This window comes from Acinetobacter modestus, from assembly GCF_014636095.1.
Classification (GTDB): domain Bacteria; phylum Pseudomonadota; class Gammaproteobacteria; order Pseudomonadales; family Moraxellaceae; genus Acinetobacter; species Acinetobacter modestus.
This window is the reverse complement of record NZ_BMDV01000001.1, coordinates 331197-348492: the sequence shown is the minus strand read 5'-3', so window position 1 is coordinate 348492 and position 17296 is coordinate 331197. Positions and strand designations below refer to the sequence as shown.

The window sequence follows — 17296 nt, the reverse complement described above, 5'->3', positions numbered from 1 at the left end:
GAGGTTATTATTTCGAAGAAAGTGCTCGCTCAATAGGGGAGACTATGCCATATTAATGATCATTTTAGGACATGGGATGTGTCATGCGAGATCCTTTTGGATTGTTTCAAGAAAATATCTCTGTTTCTTATGCCCATGTATTATTAGAAATCGTTTATGAATATGGCATTGATGCACACATCGTTTTGCATGGAACGGGATTGATTCCGACTGAAATGCAACAAGCTGATGCCAAGATGAGTGCGCATCAATGGTCAAAATTGGTGGTGAATGCGTTACGATTGACGGGGAATCCGCGTCTTGGGATTGAATATGGGTTTAGGTTACGCCCAACTTCGCATGGGGCTTTAGGGTTTGCATTTCTCAGTTGTGCGGATGTTGAAACGGCATTAAGCCTTTGTCAGCAGTATTTTTGTACTCGAATCCAAAATTTTACCCCTGAATGGCACATTGATGAAACGTTTATCTATGTTTATCTAGATGATGTTCACCCAGTGAAATTAGGTGATGCAGAACAATCTGATCAGTTAAGACATTTTCTGATCGAGAGTTTATTGTTTGGGGCAATTCATTTTCTCACCTTATTTTCTGAGAAAATTGCAGAAAGTTGTGAGGTGTTTGTGGATTGGGCAGATGCTCAGAATTATGACAAAATTGATTTATCTCAGATAAAAATTCATTTTAATCAAACACGTAATGGTTTTCGATTTTCTAAAAAATATTTACATTGTAAGAATTCGAATGCAGATCAAGTCGCATTCCAACAGGCTATTTTGTATTGTGAAAATGACAAGCTTAAACTCGTAAAAGAAAGTACTCGGGACTTACAAAAAAGTATTCGCTCCGAGTTGTTGTATCATTCCAGTCACGGTTATCCCTCACTTCCATTGATTGCGCAACGTTTAAATATGTCAGAACGAACTATTAAGCGGCATTTACAAGCACAGGGCACTACATTTTTGCAAATCTTGGCTGAGGTTCGGTTTAATCAAGCCAAGAAATTACTGCAACAGCAGCAATATAGTATTCAGGATATTGCTGGTTTGGTGGGGTATGAAGAAGCCACCAATTTTATTCGTGCTTTTAAAAAGATGTTTGGGGAAACACCAAGTCAGTATCGCAAAAATAATCTGTCCAAGCTGAATTAATTGAGTATTTGACGTTGAATCGTCGTGATGAATAACTCTAGCGAATGCTGAATCTGTTCTGTCCATTCAAAAGAACAATTCATACGAATAAAATGTTGATGTGAGGGCAACACATTAAATAAGGGGCTTGGCGCAACGCCCACCTGCTGTTGAATAAGCTGTTCATAGACTTGCATACTGCTGACTTTGTCTGGGAGTTGAATCCATAGAAAATAACCGCTTGGATAGTTATACACCTTACAGTCTTGCGGCAAATGTTGTTTGAGATATTGAAAGAACTGCTTTTTATTCTTTTCTAATGCGCGTCGCAGAGTTCTTAAATGCTTTTCATAATGATGATGGGAGAGGAATTCCACCAGCGCATTTTGGATCAAGGCGTTGGCAGAAATAGTACTCATCAATTGTAAATGTTGAATATGTTCAGAGAATTTACCTGCATAGACCCAGCCCATACGGAAACTTGAGCCTAATGTTTTAGAAAAAGAAGAACAATGTAATACTAGATTTTGTTGGTCAAAATACTTCATTGGCAATGGTTTCTGGCTGCCATAAAACATTTCTTCATAAACATCATCTTCGATTAAATGAATTTGATGTTCATGCAACAATTTAGCGATTTTATATTTGATGTCATCGCTGACAGTAAAGCCAATAGGGTTATGTGCATTCAGCATAAACCAGCAAACTTTGATTGGATAATTTTTGATAACTTGTTCAAAAGCCTCGATATCAAAGCCATGTTGAGGGTGTTCTGGGATGGTGATGACTTTTAAACCCAAACGTTCAGCAGCTTGCCAAGCACCATAAAAAATCGTTTGTTGTAATAAAATATAATCACCAGGTTGCGTAATGGCTTGTAGTGAAAGATTTAATGCCTCTAGCCCTCCTGATGTAATGACAATGTCATCTGCATCGGTTGGAATCCCTTGCATACAATAGCGTTGCGCGATCAATTTTCTTAATGCTAAATTGCCGGGAGGTAAATTTGAAGTTTGGTCATAACTATGTCGATTGCGAGAAAGTTGCCCCATGATTTGAATCAGTTTTGGGGGATACAGCAACTGACTGTCTGGAAAGGCAGAACCTAATGGGCTGACTTTGGAAGATTGAATTGATTTGAGATATTTAAAAACGAGTGAGTTAATTTCAATTTTCGGATTTAAAGACACCACTGAATAGGCTTGCGGAATCTGAATATGATTTTGCTCAGCCACAAAATAGCCTGACTTTTCTTTTGAATAAATCAGCCCTTGTGCTTCCAGTTCTTGGTAAGCATTCATGACGGTAATCAGACTGAAACCTGATCGTTGTACTTGCTCACGTAAAGAGGGTAACTTGGTGTGTGGCTGCCAAGAACCATTTTCAATAAGCAGTTTCAAGTTATGTGCTAATTGTTCTGATTTATACATAAAATAAAGTAAATCCGTATTGATGGAATAGCCCTCATCTAAAAGCTATTCCACCCATTTTTTAATAAGCAAACATCAAGAGTAATCTAAATAGACCTGCAATGATGGCGAGTGCAAAAAATCCGACTAACCATAAGATTATAAACCATTGGGTTTGATTTAAATGCAGCGATTTTATTTTCATGTCAAGCTCCTAGTGATAGCCTTTATCACCAATACGGACTTTATCCCGAAATACCCAGTACGACAGGATGGTATAGGCAATAATGATTGGAATTAAAATCACAGCACCGATTAAGGCAAATTTTTGACTTGAGTAGGGTGCTGCTGCTTCCCAAATTGTGACTGAGGGTGGAATGATATTCGGCCAAAGACTGATCACAAAACCTGTAAAAGCTAAAAACACCAAAGCTAAAGTATAGATAAAGGGTTTGAAATCTTGCCGTTGTTTACATGCTTTTAAAATAAGGAATGTAAATAATAAGACCAAGATGGGTACAGGACTAAAATAAAGAAGATTCGGCAAAGCAAACCAACGTGCTGCAATTTCAGGATGGGTGAGTGGCGTGTATAAACTGACGCCTGCAAATATTATGAACAATACAATAATCAACTTAGGCATCAAACGATACATTTTGTTTTGTAGTTCATGATCTGTTTTCATGATTAACCAACCACAGCCGAGTGCTGCATACATCGCAACTACGCCTAAACCTGTAAAAAGTGCGAAAGGTGTGAACCAATCCAAACCTGAACCTGAGAAAATACCATGAGTGGTTTGGATTCCTTGAATATAAGCACCTAAAATTACCCCTTGTAGGAAACTAGATAGAATTGAACCCCAGATAAAGGCTTGATCCCACAGGTATTTGGTACGATTGGCTTTAAAGCGAAATTCAAAAGCAACTCCACGGAAAATCAATGCAGTTACCATTAGGATAATCGGCATATATAACGCAGACAGTACGGTTGAATAAACTAAAGGAAAGGCTGCAAATAACCCTGCGCCACCCAGTACCATCCAAGTTTCATTGCCATCCCACACAGGTGCGACAGTATTCATCATCACATCACGTTCTTCACTGCTTTGAATGAAGGGGAATAGAATACCAATCCCGAGATCAAAACCATCCAAAATGACATAGATCAGGACACCAAGTCCGATGATGCTGACCCAAATCAGAGATAAATCAATCATGGTGTTTCTCCTTGTTTGAGTCTTGTTGATCAATGCTTTCATCGACTGCACTGAGTGGGCGCATCGGTGTTTTGAAATGTCCATGACCTGCGGGTTCTAGATCAATCGCTTCAATAAATTCAGGGCCTTTTTTTAGTAATTTCAACATGTAATAAATGCCGCTACCAAACACGATGGTATAGACCAGTACGAAGATAATTAAACTGATTCCGACTTGATCGGCTGTCACTGCATGGGATAAACCATCTTTAGTTCGCATCACGCCGTAAATCACCCACGGTTGACGACCGACTTCAGTCGTAACCCAACCTGTAAGCAATGCGATATAACCTGTTGGCCCCATCACCAAAGCGAATTTATGGAACCAAGATGAACCATAAAGTTTACCTGTCTTGCGTAGCCATAAAGCAAATAAAGACAGCATAACCATCAACATCCCCAGAGCAACCATGACACGGAAACTCCAAAACACAATGGTGGCATTTGGGCGGTCTTCAGGCGCAAAGTCTTTTAAACCTGTGACTTTACCTTCCATAGAATGGGTGAGTATTAGACTGCCGAGATGAGGAATTCCGACTTCATAGAGATTTTCTTCTTTATCCATGTTCGGAATGGCGAACAGCAGGAGTGGCATACCTTCATCGTGATTGGTTTTCCAATGACCTTCTATGGCTGCTAATTTTGCAGGTTGATGTTTTAAGGTATTCAAACCGTGATGATCACCAATCACCACTTGTAAACATGAAGTGGCGAGTACCATCCAAAGCCCCATTGAAAAAGATTTTTTAATGAGTTCGTCACGGCGACCTTTGATCAAATGCCATGCCGCGGTACCCACCACTAATAATGAGGAGACTAAAAATGCGGCAACTGCCATATGCGCAAAGCGATAAGGGAAGGATGGGTTAAACACGATCGCCCACCAATCAGTTGGGATGATAATGCCATTTTCGACACTGAAGCCTTGCGGCGTCTGCATCCAACTGTTGGAGGATAGAATCCAGAACATGGAAATACAGGTGCCGATTGCAACCATCAATGTGGCAAAAAAGTGTGCCTTGGGGCTGACACGCCCCCAACCGAACAACATGATGCCGAGAAATCCAGCTTCTAAAAAGAATGCACTTAAAACTTCATAGGTCAGCAAAGGGCCAGTAATACTTCCTGCAACACGGGAAAATTCACTCCAATTAGTGCCAAACTGGTAACTCATCACCACGCCAGAGACGACCCCCATCCCAAAGGCAACAGCAAAGATTTTGATCCAAAATTTGAATAAATCTTTGTAAATCGGATTTTGACTACGTAACCATTTCCATTCCAGCATGGCAAGAAAACAGGCGAGACCAATTGAGGTGGCAGGAAAGATAATGTGAAATGAAACAGTAAATGCAAACTGTATTCGAGCTAATTCTAAAGCAGTGAGACCAAGATCCATATATCCTCTCCTATAACAGACGAGCAGAAGCAGTCGCTAGGAAAATGTGAAAAATAGACTTAAATAATTGAAGGTAAATAAAATGGTGAGCTCTATCCACATCTGATCTAAAAACTATCTAAGCTAAGCAGGATTCATGATCGAATTTTATTTTGTATATGAGTAGATACAATTTCTTATTGTTTTTTTATAACAGATTGATAGAAATGAAATGATCTGTTATATGTTTTTAGCCAAACTCTGTAGCTATTCAGCTGTCTATACCTCATCCAAAATAACAGCATCAAGCAAGTGTTTCGAATCAAAACACTTGTAAATCGTTTTGCATAGAAAGATTTTGACTGGATGGCGTATGACAATGTTTGTAACCAAAGAACTTAATGCGATGACACGTCTGTTTCAAGACAGAGAGCCATCGCAATCGGTACAGGAACAACTACGTCTTGAATATGTCAATCTGGAAGCCACTTTATTAAGGGGCAAGGTTTTAAGAGATTTTTCTAAAGATAGCGTTGCTTATATTGCACAGTCTTCGATTGGCGAAAATGATAATAATCTGGGGTATTTATTTGTGCCATTTATTATTGCCAATTTGAATCAGTCAGTGATTTATACAACACCTGTCGTGCCGTCAGTATTAGCAATTCTGAATCCCTATTTTCAGGCAGAAAAAAGTGTCAATCTCAAAATTGAACAAGTGCTGCATAGCCTAAAGCTTTATATTGATCTGGTTGATTCCCCAAAGACAGAAGAAGATTTTCTGTTTCGTTGTCTAGTCAAGGCTTTGTGCCGAACTGATATCTTTCATATCTTTTTAGTCACACATTTGCCGATTGATCTGACACAGGTAAAGATATTAGAAGATTATTTTGATGTAAAAATTAATGTCATTCACGCTGATAAGACTGAAAGTATGCTGAATGATGAGTTAATCAATACACGAAAATTGTTATTTAAACACAAAGATGAGTGGCATAAAAAACTCTGTATTTTATTTGCTCAGTTGAATGCTCCACTCATCGCAGAAATTGGTCAATTTAGCCAAGCCCAAGCGGCGCATTTAATTGAGGATATGTTTTATTCAGAGCATATTTTTGAAAAGTTATCGGTCTATGCCGAATACATGCAAACCCGTATTCAAAATGGCGCCAGTTTTAAAATCTTGTCCACGATGTGATTGTATCGAATTGAATTTTAATATTTGAATAGGAGCAGACTCATGTCTCAGCAACAATCGAAATTCCCATACCTTGCAGTAGGAATCAGTATTCTATTAGGCTGTTTATTTCTTGTCTTTTTCTTTCTTGCTGTGAGCAATCAGCCTGATTATATGCCATCACAACAGAAACAGAATGCTTCGCAAGTTCAGTCATCCACAGCACCCCATAAATAATGAGCCATTATGGAAAAATATCACTTTTTTCTTACTGGTGATTAGAGCATTCACCAGTAAGTTTTTTACTTTCCATGATTATAATATTTGCGTTTAAGTGTCATAACGTCGAGGTGTAGTTGACGTCCAACGTTTGAATGCCCGAGAGAAGTTTTTAGTATTGCTATAGCCCAGATGATCTGCAATATTTTCGAGGGATAAATTGGGATTTTTCAGGAGCTGAATGGCTTTTTCACATCTGACTTTTTCGACAAGTTCCCGAAAATTTGTGCCTTCACTTTCTAGTTTTCTCTGTAAAGCACGTTCAGACATTTGTAGCTTCTTTAAAATTTCAGTTAAGGGACTAATACCCATTGCTTCGTCATAGATTAAATCTTGTACGGTGCGATTAAAACTATTTTGTTCTAATAACTTACGCAGTTGAGATTTACATTCCTCTCGTGCAAAACGTTCTGCGATCGCGTCCGAATGAAGCAAAGGAAGATCTAAAATTTCTTTTTTAAACTCCAAACGAGTAATCGGACGATTAAATCTAACTTCTCCAGGAATTAAGGGGAGTAATTTATCAAAATAATCGGGTTTGCTAAATTGAACATCTGCATAGCCTGTTAATTCATGTCCTGATATATTTTTCCCCATTTTGGCAAAGCCTAATAAAAGTGCAATTTGGATGATCTCATCTAAATAATAAGCTTCAGTCTGTTCAAATAAGATAACAGCATATTGATCTTGAATATCAAGTTTGATGGTGTGAATACTGGATTGAAGCGAAATGAATTCTTGAGCGATATTTAGTGCTTGTCTGACATTTGCAGCTAACATTGCTGCCATCCCCATCAAGCCATGACAGGTAATGGTCATTTGCATACCCAGATAAAAACCAAACTCTAAAGGTGGTACGTGGGTGAGTTCAAGTGCCCGTTTCAAAATGTTCATCACGATTTTAGCATCAGCACGCCATAAGGGCTGTACAAGTTGATCAGGATCAAGACCTGAATCCTTTAATAATTCATTCGCAGAAATATTCCAACGTGAAACCACATCAACGATGAGGGCGATATACGTACCTGGAACGGTCTTTTCTACTTCTTTTTTCATCATAATTATGCTGTCGGAAAATGATACTAAAATGGCTTGCGAAGAACTATTACAGCATTTTTTTTTATTTAAAAATAGCCGCATCAGACATCTAGCTTTGCAGTTGATAATTCTATCGTTACTGCTATTTGATATGTCTCAATAAATTAAAAAAACGGCATTAGGATTAGTATGAAAAAAGGGATTTTGATTACAGCCTTTATCTCAGTATTTTCAACTGCTGCACAAGCGAAAGTTGATATTTGTGTATTCGATTTACTGGGTAAGGCGGGCGAGTCTTATAAAATTGTAGAAGAATGGGCTTTAGCTGCAAAAATATGGAATGCAGAGCTTAATCTTATTCCTTATCAAGATGAAGCCAAAGCACAAAACGATTTTGAAGCAGGGAAATGCGATGGCGTATCCATGACTTCAATGCGCGCACGTAAATACAATAAATTCGCAGGTTCAATTGATGCATTAGGCGCGATTAATAGTAATTCAATTGCACAGAAAGCGATTAGCTATGTATTAGACCCTCGCAATAAACACAGATTAGTGACAACTGTAGCTGGAGATCAATTCGAAGTGGCTGCAATCGCTCAAATTGGTTTGGCTTATGTATTTGTCAAAGATAAAAGTATTAACACTATAGAAAAAGGCAAAGGCAAAAGATTTGCTTATTTACACTATGATCAAGCGCAAAAAATGATAGTCGATCGACTAGATTTGGTGGGCGTGCCTTCAGAAATTTCAGATTTTGCGAAGAAGTTTAATAATAACCAAGTCGATGTAATTGCAGCCCCAGCATATGCTTACAAGCCTTTAGAAATTAGTAAAGGTCTGGGAAGTAATGGCGCTATGTTTGATTTTCCCGTCATTAATTTAACAGGTGACATCATTATTCGACCTGAAAAATTTCCAGCAGGATTTGGATTGAAATCAAGAGCTTGGGCAACGAAGCAGTTATCTAAAAACTTTGCCACCATTTCCCGTTTAGAAGCTGAAATTCCAGCGAAGTATAAACAAAGTCTTTCCAGTGAAGATAAACGCCGTTATCAACAAATGTTGCGTGATGGACGAATGGAGCTGACCAAACTTGGAGTGTATGACCCAGTCATGATGGGGGTTTTAAAACGTGCACGTTGTACGGTTGAACGCACCAATTTTGAATGTTCATTGAGTGGTGAATAGCTCAAAGATTTGTTTAAACATTGAAAATGCTACAAAGAAAAGCTGAGGTTCATATGAATGCGCACACGCAGCATCACAAACTGGTTGCACGATCTGTAAAGTTTGATTTTTCCAACTCTCCAGTACAATGGATTCCAAATGATGCAATCTGTTCACACTTGATCAATGGAATTAATTTAATCTTACCTGCGGGGGAGTTTTGGTTCTGCCGTGTTTATAACAAAGCCTTACCTTATGTAAAAGATCCTATTTTAACAGATGATGTAAAAGGATTTATTCGACAAGAAGCGACCCATGCACGTGCACATCAAAGTGCTCAGGAGTTTTTGAAACATCATAACTATGATTTAGAGCCTTCATTTAAAAAAATTAATTGGATTTTTAGTGTGCTACTCGGAGAAATTCCATTAGGGATTAAGGCATTAGATATTCAAGCTTTGGCACACTTTTGGTTAATTACGCGTGTGGGCGTAGTTGCAGCGATTGAACATTTCACAGGCGCACTTGGGCAATGGTGTATGGATAACACATCATGGGACGAGGCTGATCCGGTCATTGCAGATATGTTCCGTTGGCATTTGGCTGAAGAAGTGGAACATCGTTGTGTTGCATTTGATTTATTTAAGGAAATTCTACCAAATCCTGTACTTTTTTATCTTTATCGTCAGTTTTTAATGCTGCTGGTTTTCCCTATTTTTATTTATTTGCTAGCCGATATTGCACGTGACTTAGGTAAACAAGATCCAGACATCAGTATTCGAAAAATTTTTAATCGAAATTTTTGGAGATTATTGCCGATTTATCAAAAACAGGCGAAAGCAACCGACAATGGCCCCACATTGACATTTTTAACTCAAGCAACGATGCGTTGGATTTCCCCTCGATTTCACCCAGAAACAGAAGGCGATACACAACAAGCTTTAGATTATTTAGCACGTTCAGCGGCTGTTCAGGCACTGAAATAATCGTGTTTAAGGTGGCTAAATAACCACTTCATTTAATGTTTTATAAGGAAACGAACGTATAGTTTGTTGAAGGATGGAAAAATGAAAAAGATTGTACTTGCAATCACAACTGCTTCAATTTTAAGTGTGTCAGCCTCAACCCAAGCTGCAATTGATGTCTGTGTTTTTGATATCTTAGGGAAATCAGGTGAAGCTTATAAAATGATGCAAGATTGGGCATTGGCAGCCAAAGGCTGGGGCGCTGATGTTAACCTGCTTGCCATTACGGATGAACAGGTTGCAGACAATAACTTTAAAGCAGGAAAATGCGCGGGTGTTGCAATGACCGCTATGCGTGCTCGTCCTTATAATAAATTTGTAGGTTCTATTGATTCTCTGGGTGGTGTACCAAGTGATGAGATTGCGAAACGTGCCATTACTTTTGTTTCAGATCCACGAAATGCTGCGAAAATGACGACTAATCTTGGGGGTAATAAATATGAAGTGGTCGGCATTTCGCCACTAGGTTCTGCTTACATTTTTGTCCGAGATAAAAGTATTAATTCAATTGAAAAAGCGGCAGGTAAGAAGTTTGCTGTATTGGGGTATGACGATGCACAAAAATTAATTGTACAACGTGTTGGAGCGCAAGCCGTACTTTCAGATATTTCTAACTTTGCTGCGAAATTTAACAATGGTCAGGTGGATATGATCGGCGCACCTGCTTATGCCTATAAACCATTAGAGTTGAGTAAAGGCTTAGGCACTAATGGAGTCATGTACAATTTTCCTGTACTTCAGGTGACGGCAAATCTAGTGATTCGTCCTGAAAAATTCCCAGCAGGTTTTGGTCAAAAATCTCGTGATTGGTCGGTTAAGCAACTACCTAAAATCTTTGCAACGATTAAACGTTTAGAGTCAGAGATACCAGCAAATTATAAAATGAATTTAACAGCAGAAGATAAGTTGAAATATCAAAAAATGATGCGTGATGGTCGTATTGAATTAACTCAGCGTGGCATTTACGATGCGAGCATGATGTCAGTTTTAAAGAAAGCACGTTGCTCAGTGGATAAAGCAAATTTTGAGTGCGCTTTAGCGGGTGAATGAATCTACTCATTTTAATTAATGATAAATAAAGCTTAGATCACTCTAAGCTTTATTTTTTTGTATATAAGAAAAGCTATAAAACAAATCAAGAATAGAAAAGAAATACAATTCATGTTAATTCTATTTATAGATCAAAGGTTAAAAAGTTCAGATAAAGGCAATACGATGGATAACTCAGAACAAACCATTCATAAGCAAGAAAATACCAGTTTTGCACGAATTGAACCTTATACCCAACCTGCCGGTGGATGGGGGGCATTGTTAAGTGTTGCCCGTAATCTAAAAAGGCAGGATATTTTAAAAAAAGGTTCAATTACTTTACTGAATATTAATCAACCTACAGGTTTTGATTGTCCAGGCTGTGCATGGCCTGAGAAAAAGGATGCACATGCTTTTAACTTTTGTGAGAATGGTGCCAAAGCAGTTGCTTTCGAAGCAACCAGTAAAACGGTAAGACCTGAATTTTTTGCTCAACATACGGTTAGCTGGTTATCCGAGCAGAGTGATTTTTATTTGGAAGACCTTGGACGTTTAACCGATCCAATGCGTTACGATCCTGTGACAGATAAATATGTGCCGATTTCTTGGGATGAAGCTTTCCAGTTGATTGCCAAACATCTTCAAGCACTCGATCATCCTGATCAAGCGGCATTTTATACGTCTGGTCGTGCCAGTAATGAAGCGGCTTTTTTATATCAACTTTTTGTGAGAAGCTTCGGAACCAATAACTTTCCTGATTGTTCCAATATGTGCCATGAAACTACTAGTGTCGGCTTAAAAGACGCTATTGGTTTAGGCAAAGGTACGGTTATTTTGGATGACTTCGATCAGGCTGATGCTATCTTTAGTTTCGGGCATAATCCAGGCACAAACCATCCACGTATGTTAGCAACTTTGAGAGAGGTCTCAAGACGAGGTGGTAACATTGTTGCGATTAACCCGATCAAAGAACGCGGTTTAGAGCGCTTCCAAGATCCGCAAGCACCATTGGAAATGATGACCAATGGTAGTACGCCAATCAGCCGTTACTATTTCCAACCTAAAATTGGTGGTGACTATGCATTGATGTTTGGGGTGATGAAGCATTTATTGGAATGGGATAGAAAGGCACTGGCTAAAGGAAAATCAAGTGTTTTTGATCGTAGCTTCATTGAAATGAATACGATTGGTTTTGATGAAATGTTGGCTGAGATTGATAGTACGGCATGGTCTGAAATTCATAAACATACGGGGCTTTCACCTGAGCATTTAGAGTCAATTGCCAAGATGTATTTGGAGGCAAAAACCGTCATTTTCTGTTGGGGTATGGGAATTACCCAACACAGGCATGGTACAGCCAATATTCATATGCTGGCGAATCTTATGTTAGCAAGAGGACATATCGGACGGCCAGGTTCGGGGCTTTGTCCAGTTCGTGGACATAGTAATGTGCAGGGCGACCGTACTATGGGTATCAATGAAAACCCAAGTGATAAGCTACTCGATAGTATTGATCGCGTATTTGGCATCAAGTCGCCGCGTAAACATGGTTTTGGCGTGGTCGATACCATCAAGGCGATGTACGAAGGCGATGTCAAAGTCTTTATTGGTTTAGGAGGCAACTTTGCGGTCGCAACGCCTGATACACCTTATACCCAAGAAGCTTTACGTCGTTGTAATTTAACGGTCAATATTACCACCAAGCTGAATCGTAGCCATCTGGTGTGTGGTCAAGATGCATTGATGTTACCTTGTTTAGGTCGTACCGAAGTGGATATGCAAGTGCATGGACCACAAGCGATTTCAGTAGAAGATTCGATGAGTAATGTGCATCTTTCAGCGGGACGTAATCCACCGATCTCTGAAAATATCTTGTCTGAACCCGATATTGTGGCACGTATGGCGGAAGCAGCATTGCCTGAGAGTCATGTGAAATGGCGCTGGTATATTGAAAGTTATGACCGTATTCGTGACTCGATTGCCGAGGTTTTTGATGAGTTTCATGACTTCAATCAACGGGTTTATCAACCGAGTGGTTTCCATTTAGAGCATCCAGCCAATCAGCACGTCTGGAACACACCAAGCGGCAAAGCACAATTTTTGATTACGCCATTGGCCGAAGTATATGAAGACAAAGAAAATCAGTATGCTGCAGCTTATAGTGAGCAACAAGTTTATACCTTGATGACGACACGTTCGCATGACCAATATAACACTACATTATATGGTTTGGATGACCGCTATCGTGGTGTATTCGGGCAACGTCGAGTGTTATTTATGAATCAAGCAGATATCGATGCAGCAGGCTTTGAGGCTGATCAGTGGGTCGATATCCAAAGTGTCTTCTCGGATGGGGTTAAACGGATTGTCCATAGTTTCCGTATCGTACCTTATAACATCCCGCAAGGCAGTCTGGCGGCTTATTATCCTGAAACCAATCCATTGGTAGCATTGGGCAGTCATGATAAATACGCCAAAATTCCGGCATCAAAAAGCATCCCTGTAATCCTGCATGCGGGTCAGGCGCCTGAACATTTTAACTTAGCGATTGCAGTTGATCCTGAACACGCTAATGAACGCGTTAGTGGCGCATAGTTGCACGGATAGCGAAGAGGTCAATTTTGGATACCAAAACACGTGGCTATGAAACAGTGCAAGTGCATCGTTTTCATCAGGATCATTCTGAAGATGAAATGGATTATATCGTTCAGGAGTATCCTGTTGCGCTGATTTATAATGGAATTTCTCATGCGGTCATGATGGCAACGCCATCAGACCTTGAGGTGTTTGCCAAAGGTTTTAGTCTTTCGGAAGGGATATTACATAGTCTAAGTGAGCTATATTCACTTGAGATTCGTCACAATGCATTAGGGGTTGAAGTCGATATGACGATTTCCTCTCGTGCATTTATAGCGCTCAAAGAGCATCGCCGAATGATGGTGGGACGTACAGGTTGTGGTTTATGTGGGATTGAGAGTTTAAAACAACTCTATTCCAAGCTCCCGTTGGTGAGTAGTAAAGTTTCATCTGTGTGGCTTAATCAAATTCCAAGTGCGATTGCTCAACTGAAAGCCAGACAAAAAATTAGTGAACTCACTGGTGGCGCACATGCCGCGGCTTGGGTAGTGAAAGGACAAATTGTGGCGCTCTTTGAGGATGTCGGGCGACACAATGCTTTAGATAAATTACTCGGCCATCTGGCAGAGCAAAAGTTGAATGTTGCGGAGGGTTTTGTGGTGATGACCAGCCGTGCCAGTTATGAGCTGATTCGCAAATGCGTACAATACAATATTGGACTATTGGCGACAATTTCTGCACCGACCAGTATGGCGATTGAGATGGCCAAAAAATTAAATCTGACCTTGGCCAGTTTTTGCCGTGGAGATAGCTTTGTTTTATACACGCAATAATAGTAAAAATTTGTGATTTGCTTGATTTCTAATGCATTGATTTGTGTAGGATATGAGCATTAAGTTTTTTTATTCCCAAATATTATGAATACACCTTTAAGACCTCAACCTGTGATCAACAATCTTTCAGGTGAAAATGCTTTATTTATCGTACTTGGAATCAATACCAATCCTGATCATTCAGGGGTGATAGATTTTCTCGCTAATTTCTCAGCGTTGGTCCGCAGTCTAACCAATCGTTTTCCAAACAGTAATTTTAGTGCTTCGGTGGGGATCGGCTCAAATGCTTGGGATTTGCTGTTCCCAGATTTAAATAAGCCGAAAGAACTGGCACCATTTCAAGAGATCAAAGGGCCAAGACATACTGCGGTCGCGACAACAGGCGATTTATTCTTTCATATTCGTGCCAATCAAATGGCGATTTGTTATGAACTTGCCTCAATTTTGCATGAGCAATTAAAAGAGGATACCTATCCAATTAGTGAGACCAAAGGTTTTAGATACTTTGATGGTCGCGCGATTATTGGCTTTGTGGATGGGACAGAGAACCCTGAGCATGAAATTGCCAAAGAGATTGCTTATGTCGGTCAAGAAGATGCCGAGTTTCTGGGCGGTAGTTATGTGTTTATTCAAAAGTATTTACATAACATGGAAATGTGGAAAGGCCTAAGTACTGAAGAACAAGAAAAGGTGATTGGTCGAAAGAAATATGATGACGTCGAGCTTGGCGATGATATCAAACCACAAAGCGCACATAATGTCGCAAGTAAGGCACATGATGCTGACGGGAACGAGCTTAAAATCTTAAGAGCCAATATGCCATTTTCCAATCCAACAGAAGGAGAATATGGCACGTTCTTTATCGGATATTCACGTTCTTTTAATATCACCAAAACCATGCTGGAGAATATGTTCTTGGGCAAGGAAACGGGGCATATCGATCGTTTACTCGATTTTAGTACCGCAGTTTCTGGCAGCTTATTCTTCGTTCCAACCTTTGATTTTCTCGAAGATTTAGGCGAGTAAGCTTGATCCGCTGAAATGAATACGTTTATTTCAGCGGGAAATATTTATTGGTTAATTAGATATTGTTGTAACTGAACACGGAATGGATCTGGGATACGACCTGATTTTTGCGTGCTGAAATCGAAATACACCTGAACCGCTTTGCCACGCGCAACGCAATGCTCATTTTGCCAAGCTTCATGTGCAACAACGAATGAAGAATTGCCGATATGCTCAATCCAAGTTTTGATTTCGATATCAGCGCCGTAATAGATTTGGGCAACAAAATCGACTTCAACCCGTGCCAGAATCAAAGGCAGATTTTTGATTTCCATGCTTGGGTTAAATAGACGGAAAACTGGTTCACGCGCAGTTTCAAACCAACCTGTGATGACAGTATTGTTGATATGTCCGAAAGCATCGGTTTCATAGAATCTGGGTGTAATCGAAAGTGTAAACATAGATCAATGATTATTTCCTCATTTAAACCCAAATACTATAAGGGCTGAGTGAGTAAAAATCAGCCCAAATAATCGACTTAAGCGTTTACGAAGCCCGAGATAAGCCACCACCTAAAGCTTTATAGAGTTCGATCTGGTTATTTAATTTGGTTTGTTCCAGCATCAATAGACCTTGCTGAGCTGCATAAGCAGAACGTTGCGCATCCAACACGGTCAGATAACTGTCAATGCCTGCTCTAAAGCGAGCCGTAGATAATTTATAGGTAGTATCGGTTGCTGAAACCAAACGGCGTTGAGCACTCAAGCGATCTTCAATATGGGCACGGGCAGCAAAGGCATCATTAACCTCTCGGAAAGCAGATTGAATGGCTTTTTCATAATCTGCCAGTGCAATTTGTTGCTCTGTTTCAGAAATTTTAATATTGGCTTTACGCGTTCCCCAATCAAAAATCGGAAGATCAATACTTGGCCCAACTGACCAAGAGAAACCTCCTGATTTAAATAAATCTTTGAGATCTGTCGACGCATATCCTGCTGAACCTGTCAGACTGATGGTCGGGAACATGCGTGCTTTCGCTGCACCAATATTTGCCCCAGCAGCAAGCAGCTGATATTCAGCAGCTTTTAGGTCTGGACGATTATTGAGTAAATCACTGCTTAAGCCTGTTGTAAAAGTGCTTTCAGCACTAATACTTTTCACGGCATGATTCGGTAGGAGATTTTGGGGAATAGCTTGACCAGCCAATAGATCCAGTAGGTTTTGTGCTTGTGACACTTGGGTCTTATAGGTCGCTACATCATTTCGGGCTGTTTCAACCGAAATCTGCGCCTGACGTAAAGGAACTTCACTATCAATCCCTACATCAAAGCGTTTTTTGTTGAGGTTATAGGAATCGAGTTGTGCTTTTAAGGTCTGCTCAGCCAGATTTAAATTGGCCTTTGCATAGGCATAATTCAACCATGCTTGGCTGACCTGACTCACTAAACTAATTTGAGTGGCATCTCTGGCACTTTGGGTGGCGAGGTAATTATTCAGCGCTGCGTCTTTTAAATTTTGTACACGGCCCCAAAAGTTTAACTCATAAGCAGTTACGCCAAGTCCCACCTGAAAGGTGGAATAAGGATTATTTGGATTCACAGTATGGTTGACTTGTCGTACGGCACTGCCAGTTGCTCCGATGGTCGGTAACTGGTCATTCTTGCTGATTTGATATTGTTGTTGTGCACGTTGGATATTCAGTGTTGCAGTACGTAAATCACGATTGTGATTTAAACTGATTTCGATCACTTTTAATAAACGTGAGTCAGAAAAAAATTGTTGATAACCCTGATTGGCAATCGAAGTCCCAACCGTGGTTTGAGAAAAATTTTGTGGAATATCGGATTTAATCACAGGTTTTGGTGCCTGCATATTCATACACGCTGTCAAGGCAATTGAAAGCGTAGAGACAAGTAGGCCACGAGATAAGACAGTCACATTAGACATGGTCTTCTCCAAATAAGATAAGAATGAACGCAGAGGAGGAGTTA

The 17296-nt window shown here is 39.8% G+C and carries 16 protein-coding genes; 9 read left to right on the top strand and 7 right to left on the bottom strand.

Features of this window, described 5'->3' with window-relative positions:
• Positions 1 to 83: 83 nt before the first annotated feature.
• Positions 84 to 1148, top strand: a complete 1065-nt coding sequence (locus tag IEV17_RS01630; protein WP_004662683.1) for an AraC family transcriptional regulator — start codon at positions 84 to 86, stop codon at positions 1146 to 1148.
• On the opposite strand, the gene IEV17_RS01625 is transcribed toward IEV17_RS01630, so the two are convergent.
• From IEV17_RS01625 to IEV17_RS01615, 4 genes are all read right to left on the bottom strand, one after another.
• Entirely contained in the window at positions 1145 to 2557 is a 1413-nt protein-coding gene (locus IEV17_RS01625) for an aminotransferase-like domain-containing protein (RefSeq protein WP_004662681.1), read from the bottom strand. The genes IEV17_RS01630 and IEV17_RS01625 overlap by 4 nt on opposite strands.
• Positions 2558 to 2618: 61 nt before the next feature.
• Entirely contained in the window at positions 2619 to 2741 is a 123-nt protein-coding gene (locus IEV17_RS17255) for a hypothetical protein (RefSeq protein WP_004662679.1), read from the bottom strand.
• A gap of 9 nt (positions 2742 to 2750) precedes the next feature.
• A complete protein-coding gene (cydB, locus tag IEV17_RS01620; RefSeq protein ID WP_004662676.1) occupies positions 2751 to 3755 on the bottom strand; it encodes a cytochrome d ubiquinol oxidase subunit II in 1005 nt (334 codons plus the stop codon).
• Positions 3748 to 5193, bottom strand: a complete 1446-nt coding sequence (locus IEV17_RS01615; protein ID WP_004662674.1) for a cytochrome ubiquinol oxidase subunit I — start codon at positions 5191 to 5193, stop codon at positions 3748 to 3750. The genes cydB and IEV17_RS01615 overlap by 8 nt, the downstream gene beginning before the upstream one ends.
• 352 nt (positions 5194 to 5545) lie before the next feature.
• Here IEV17_RS01615 and IEV17_RS01610 point away from each other — a divergent pair, with 352 nt between their 5' ends.
• Positions 5546 to 6370, top strand: coding sequence for a hypothetical protein (locus IEV17_RS01610; protein ID WP_004662672.1), 825 nt, complete (start codon positions 5546 to 5548; stop codon positions 6368 to 6370).
• Between the two features lie 42 nt (positions 6371 to 6412).
• Positions 6413 to 6586 (top strand): cbb3-type cytochrome oxidase assembly protein, encoded by a 174-nt coding sequence (locus IEV17_RS01605; protein ID WP_004662669.1) that lies wholly within the window; start codon positions 6413 to 6415, stop codon positions 6584 to 6586.
• A gap of 93 nt (positions 6587 to 6679) precedes the next feature.
• On the opposite strand, the gene IEV17_RS01600 is transcribed toward IEV17_RS01605, so the two are convergent.
• Entirely contained in the window at positions 6680 to 7687 is a 1008-nt protein-coding gene (locus IEV17_RS01600) for a helix-turn-helix domain-containing protein (RefSeq protein WP_004662668.1), read from the bottom strand.
• Positions 7688 to 7855: 168 nt separating this feature from the next.
• Between IEV17_RS01600 and IEV17_RS01595 the strand changes: the two genes are divergently transcribed.
• The 6 genes from IEV17_RS01595 to IEV17_RS01570 all read left to right on the top strand — a co-directional run bounded on the left by IEV17_RS01595 (position 7856) and on the right by IEV17_RS01570 (position 15326).
• On the top strand, positions 7856 to 8857 hold the full coding sequence (locus IEV17_RS01595; protein ID WP_004662666.1) for a putative solute-binding protein: 1002 nt from the start codon (positions 7856 to 7858) through the stop codon (positions 8855 to 8857).
• Between the two features lie 53 nt (positions 8858 to 8910).
• Positions 8911 to 9822, top strand: coding sequence for a metal-dependent hydrolase (locus tag IEV17_RS01590; protein WP_004662663.1), 912 nt, complete (start codon positions 8911 to 8913; stop codon positions 9820 to 9822).
• An 81-nt stretch (positions 9823 to 9903) separates the two neighbouring features.
• On the top strand, positions 9904 to 10911 hold the full coding sequence (locus IEV17_RS01585) for a putative solute-binding protein (RefSeq protein ID WP_004662661.1): 1008 nt from the start codon (positions 9904 to 9906) through the stop codon (positions 10909 to 10911).
• 165 nt (positions 10912 to 11076) lie between these two features.
• Entirely contained in the window at positions 11077 to 13485 is a 2409-nt protein-coding gene (locus tag IEV17_RS01580) for an FdhF/YdeP family oxidoreductase (protein WP_034601484.1), read from the top strand.
• A gap of 26 nt (positions 13486 to 13511) precedes the next feature.
• Positions 13512 to 14300, top strand: a complete 789-nt coding sequence (fdhD, locus tag IEV17_RS01575) for a formate dehydrogenase accessory sulfurtransferase FdhD (RefSeq protein WP_004662656.1) — start codon at positions 13512 to 13514, stop codon at positions 14298 to 14300.
• 84 nt (positions 14301 to 14384) lie between these two features.
• Positions 14385 to 15326, top strand: a complete 942-nt coding sequence (locus IEV17_RS01570; protein WP_004662654.1) for a Dyp-type peroxidase — start codon at positions 14385 to 14387, stop codon at positions 15324 to 15326.
• Positions 15327 to 15370: 44 nt separating this feature from the next.
• On the opposite strand, the gene IEV17_RS01565 is transcribed toward IEV17_RS01570, so the two are convergent.
• Together IEV17_RS01565 and adeC are read right to left on the bottom strand one after the other, a co-directional pair.
• On the bottom strand, positions 15371 to 15766 hold the full coding sequence (locus IEV17_RS01565) for an acyl-CoA thioesterase (RefSeq protein ID WP_004662651.1): 396 nt from the start codon (positions 15764 to 15766) through the stop codon (positions 15371 to 15373).
• Between the two features lie 85 nt (positions 15767 to 15851).
• Positions 15852 to 17252 (bottom strand): AdeC/AdeK/OprM family multidrug efflux complex outer membrane factor, encoded by a 1401-nt coding sequence (gene adeC / locus IEV17_RS01560; protein ID WP_004662648.1) that lies wholly within the window; start codon positions 17250 to 17252, stop codon positions 15852 to 15854.
• Between the last annotated feature and the right edge of the window lie 44 nt (positions 17253 to 17296).

Excerpts from the sequence above, each read along its gene's own strand:
- IEV17_RS01630 (WP_004662683.1), top strand. The coding sequence starts at position 84 with ATGCGAGATCCTTTTGGATTGTTTCAAGAAAATATCTCTGTTTCTTAT.
- IEV17_RS01625 (WP_004662681.1), bottom strand. The coding sequence starts at position 2,557 with ATGTATAAATCAGAACAATTAGCACATAACTTGAAACTGCTTATTGAA.
- IEV17_RS17255 (WP_004662679.1), bottom strand. The coding sequence starts at position 2,741 with ATGAAAATAAAATCGCTGCATTTAAATCAAACCCAATGGTTTATAATC.
- cydB (WP_004662676.1), bottom strand. The coding sequence starts at position 3,755 with ATGATTGATTTATCTCTGATTTGGGTCAGCATCATCGGACTTGGTGTC.
- IEV17_RS01615 (WP_004662674.1), bottom strand. The coding sequence starts at position 5,193 with ATGGATCTTGGTCTCACTGCTTTAGAATTAGCTCGAATACAGTTTGCA.
- IEV17_RS01610 (WP_004662672.1), top strand. The coding sequence starts at position 5,546 with ATGACAATGTTTGTAACCAAAGAACTTAATGCGATGACACGTCTGTTT.
- IEV17_RS01605 (WP_004662669.1), top strand. The coding sequence starts at position 6,413 with ATGTCTCAGCAACAATCGAAATTCCCATACCTTGCAGTAGGAATCAGT.
- IEV17_RS01600 (WP_004662668.1), bottom strand. The coding sequence starts at position 7,687 with ATGATGAAAAAAGAAGTAGAAAAGACCGTTCCAGGTACGTATATCGCC.
- IEV17_RS01595 (WP_004662666.1), top strand. The coding sequence starts at position 7,856 with ATGAAAAAAGGGATTTTGATTACAGCCTTTATCTCAGTATTTTCAACT.
- IEV17_RS01590 (WP_004662663.1), top strand. The coding sequence starts at position 8,911 with ATGAATGCGCACACGCAGCATCACAAACTGGTTGCACGATCTGTAAAG.
- IEV17_RS01585 (WP_004662661.1), top strand. The coding sequence starts at position 9,904 with ATGAAAAAGATTGTACTTGCAATCACAACTGCTTCAATTTTAAGTGTG.
- IEV17_RS01580 (WP_034601484.1), top strand. The coding sequence starts at position 11,077 with ATGGATAACTCAGAACAAACCATTCATAAGCAAGAAAATACCAGTTTT.
- IEV17_RS01570 (WP_004662654.1), top strand. The coding sequence starts at position 14,385 with ATGAATACACCTTTAAGACCTCAACCTGTGATCAACAATCTTTCAGGT.
- IEV17_RS01565 (WP_004662651.1), bottom strand. The coding sequence starts at position 15,766 with ATGTTTACACTTTCGATTACACCCAGATTCTATGAAACCGATGCTTTC.
- adeC (WP_004662648.1), bottom strand. The coding sequence starts at position 17,252 with ATGTCTAATGTGACTGTCTTATCTCGTGGCCTACTTGTCTCTACGCTT.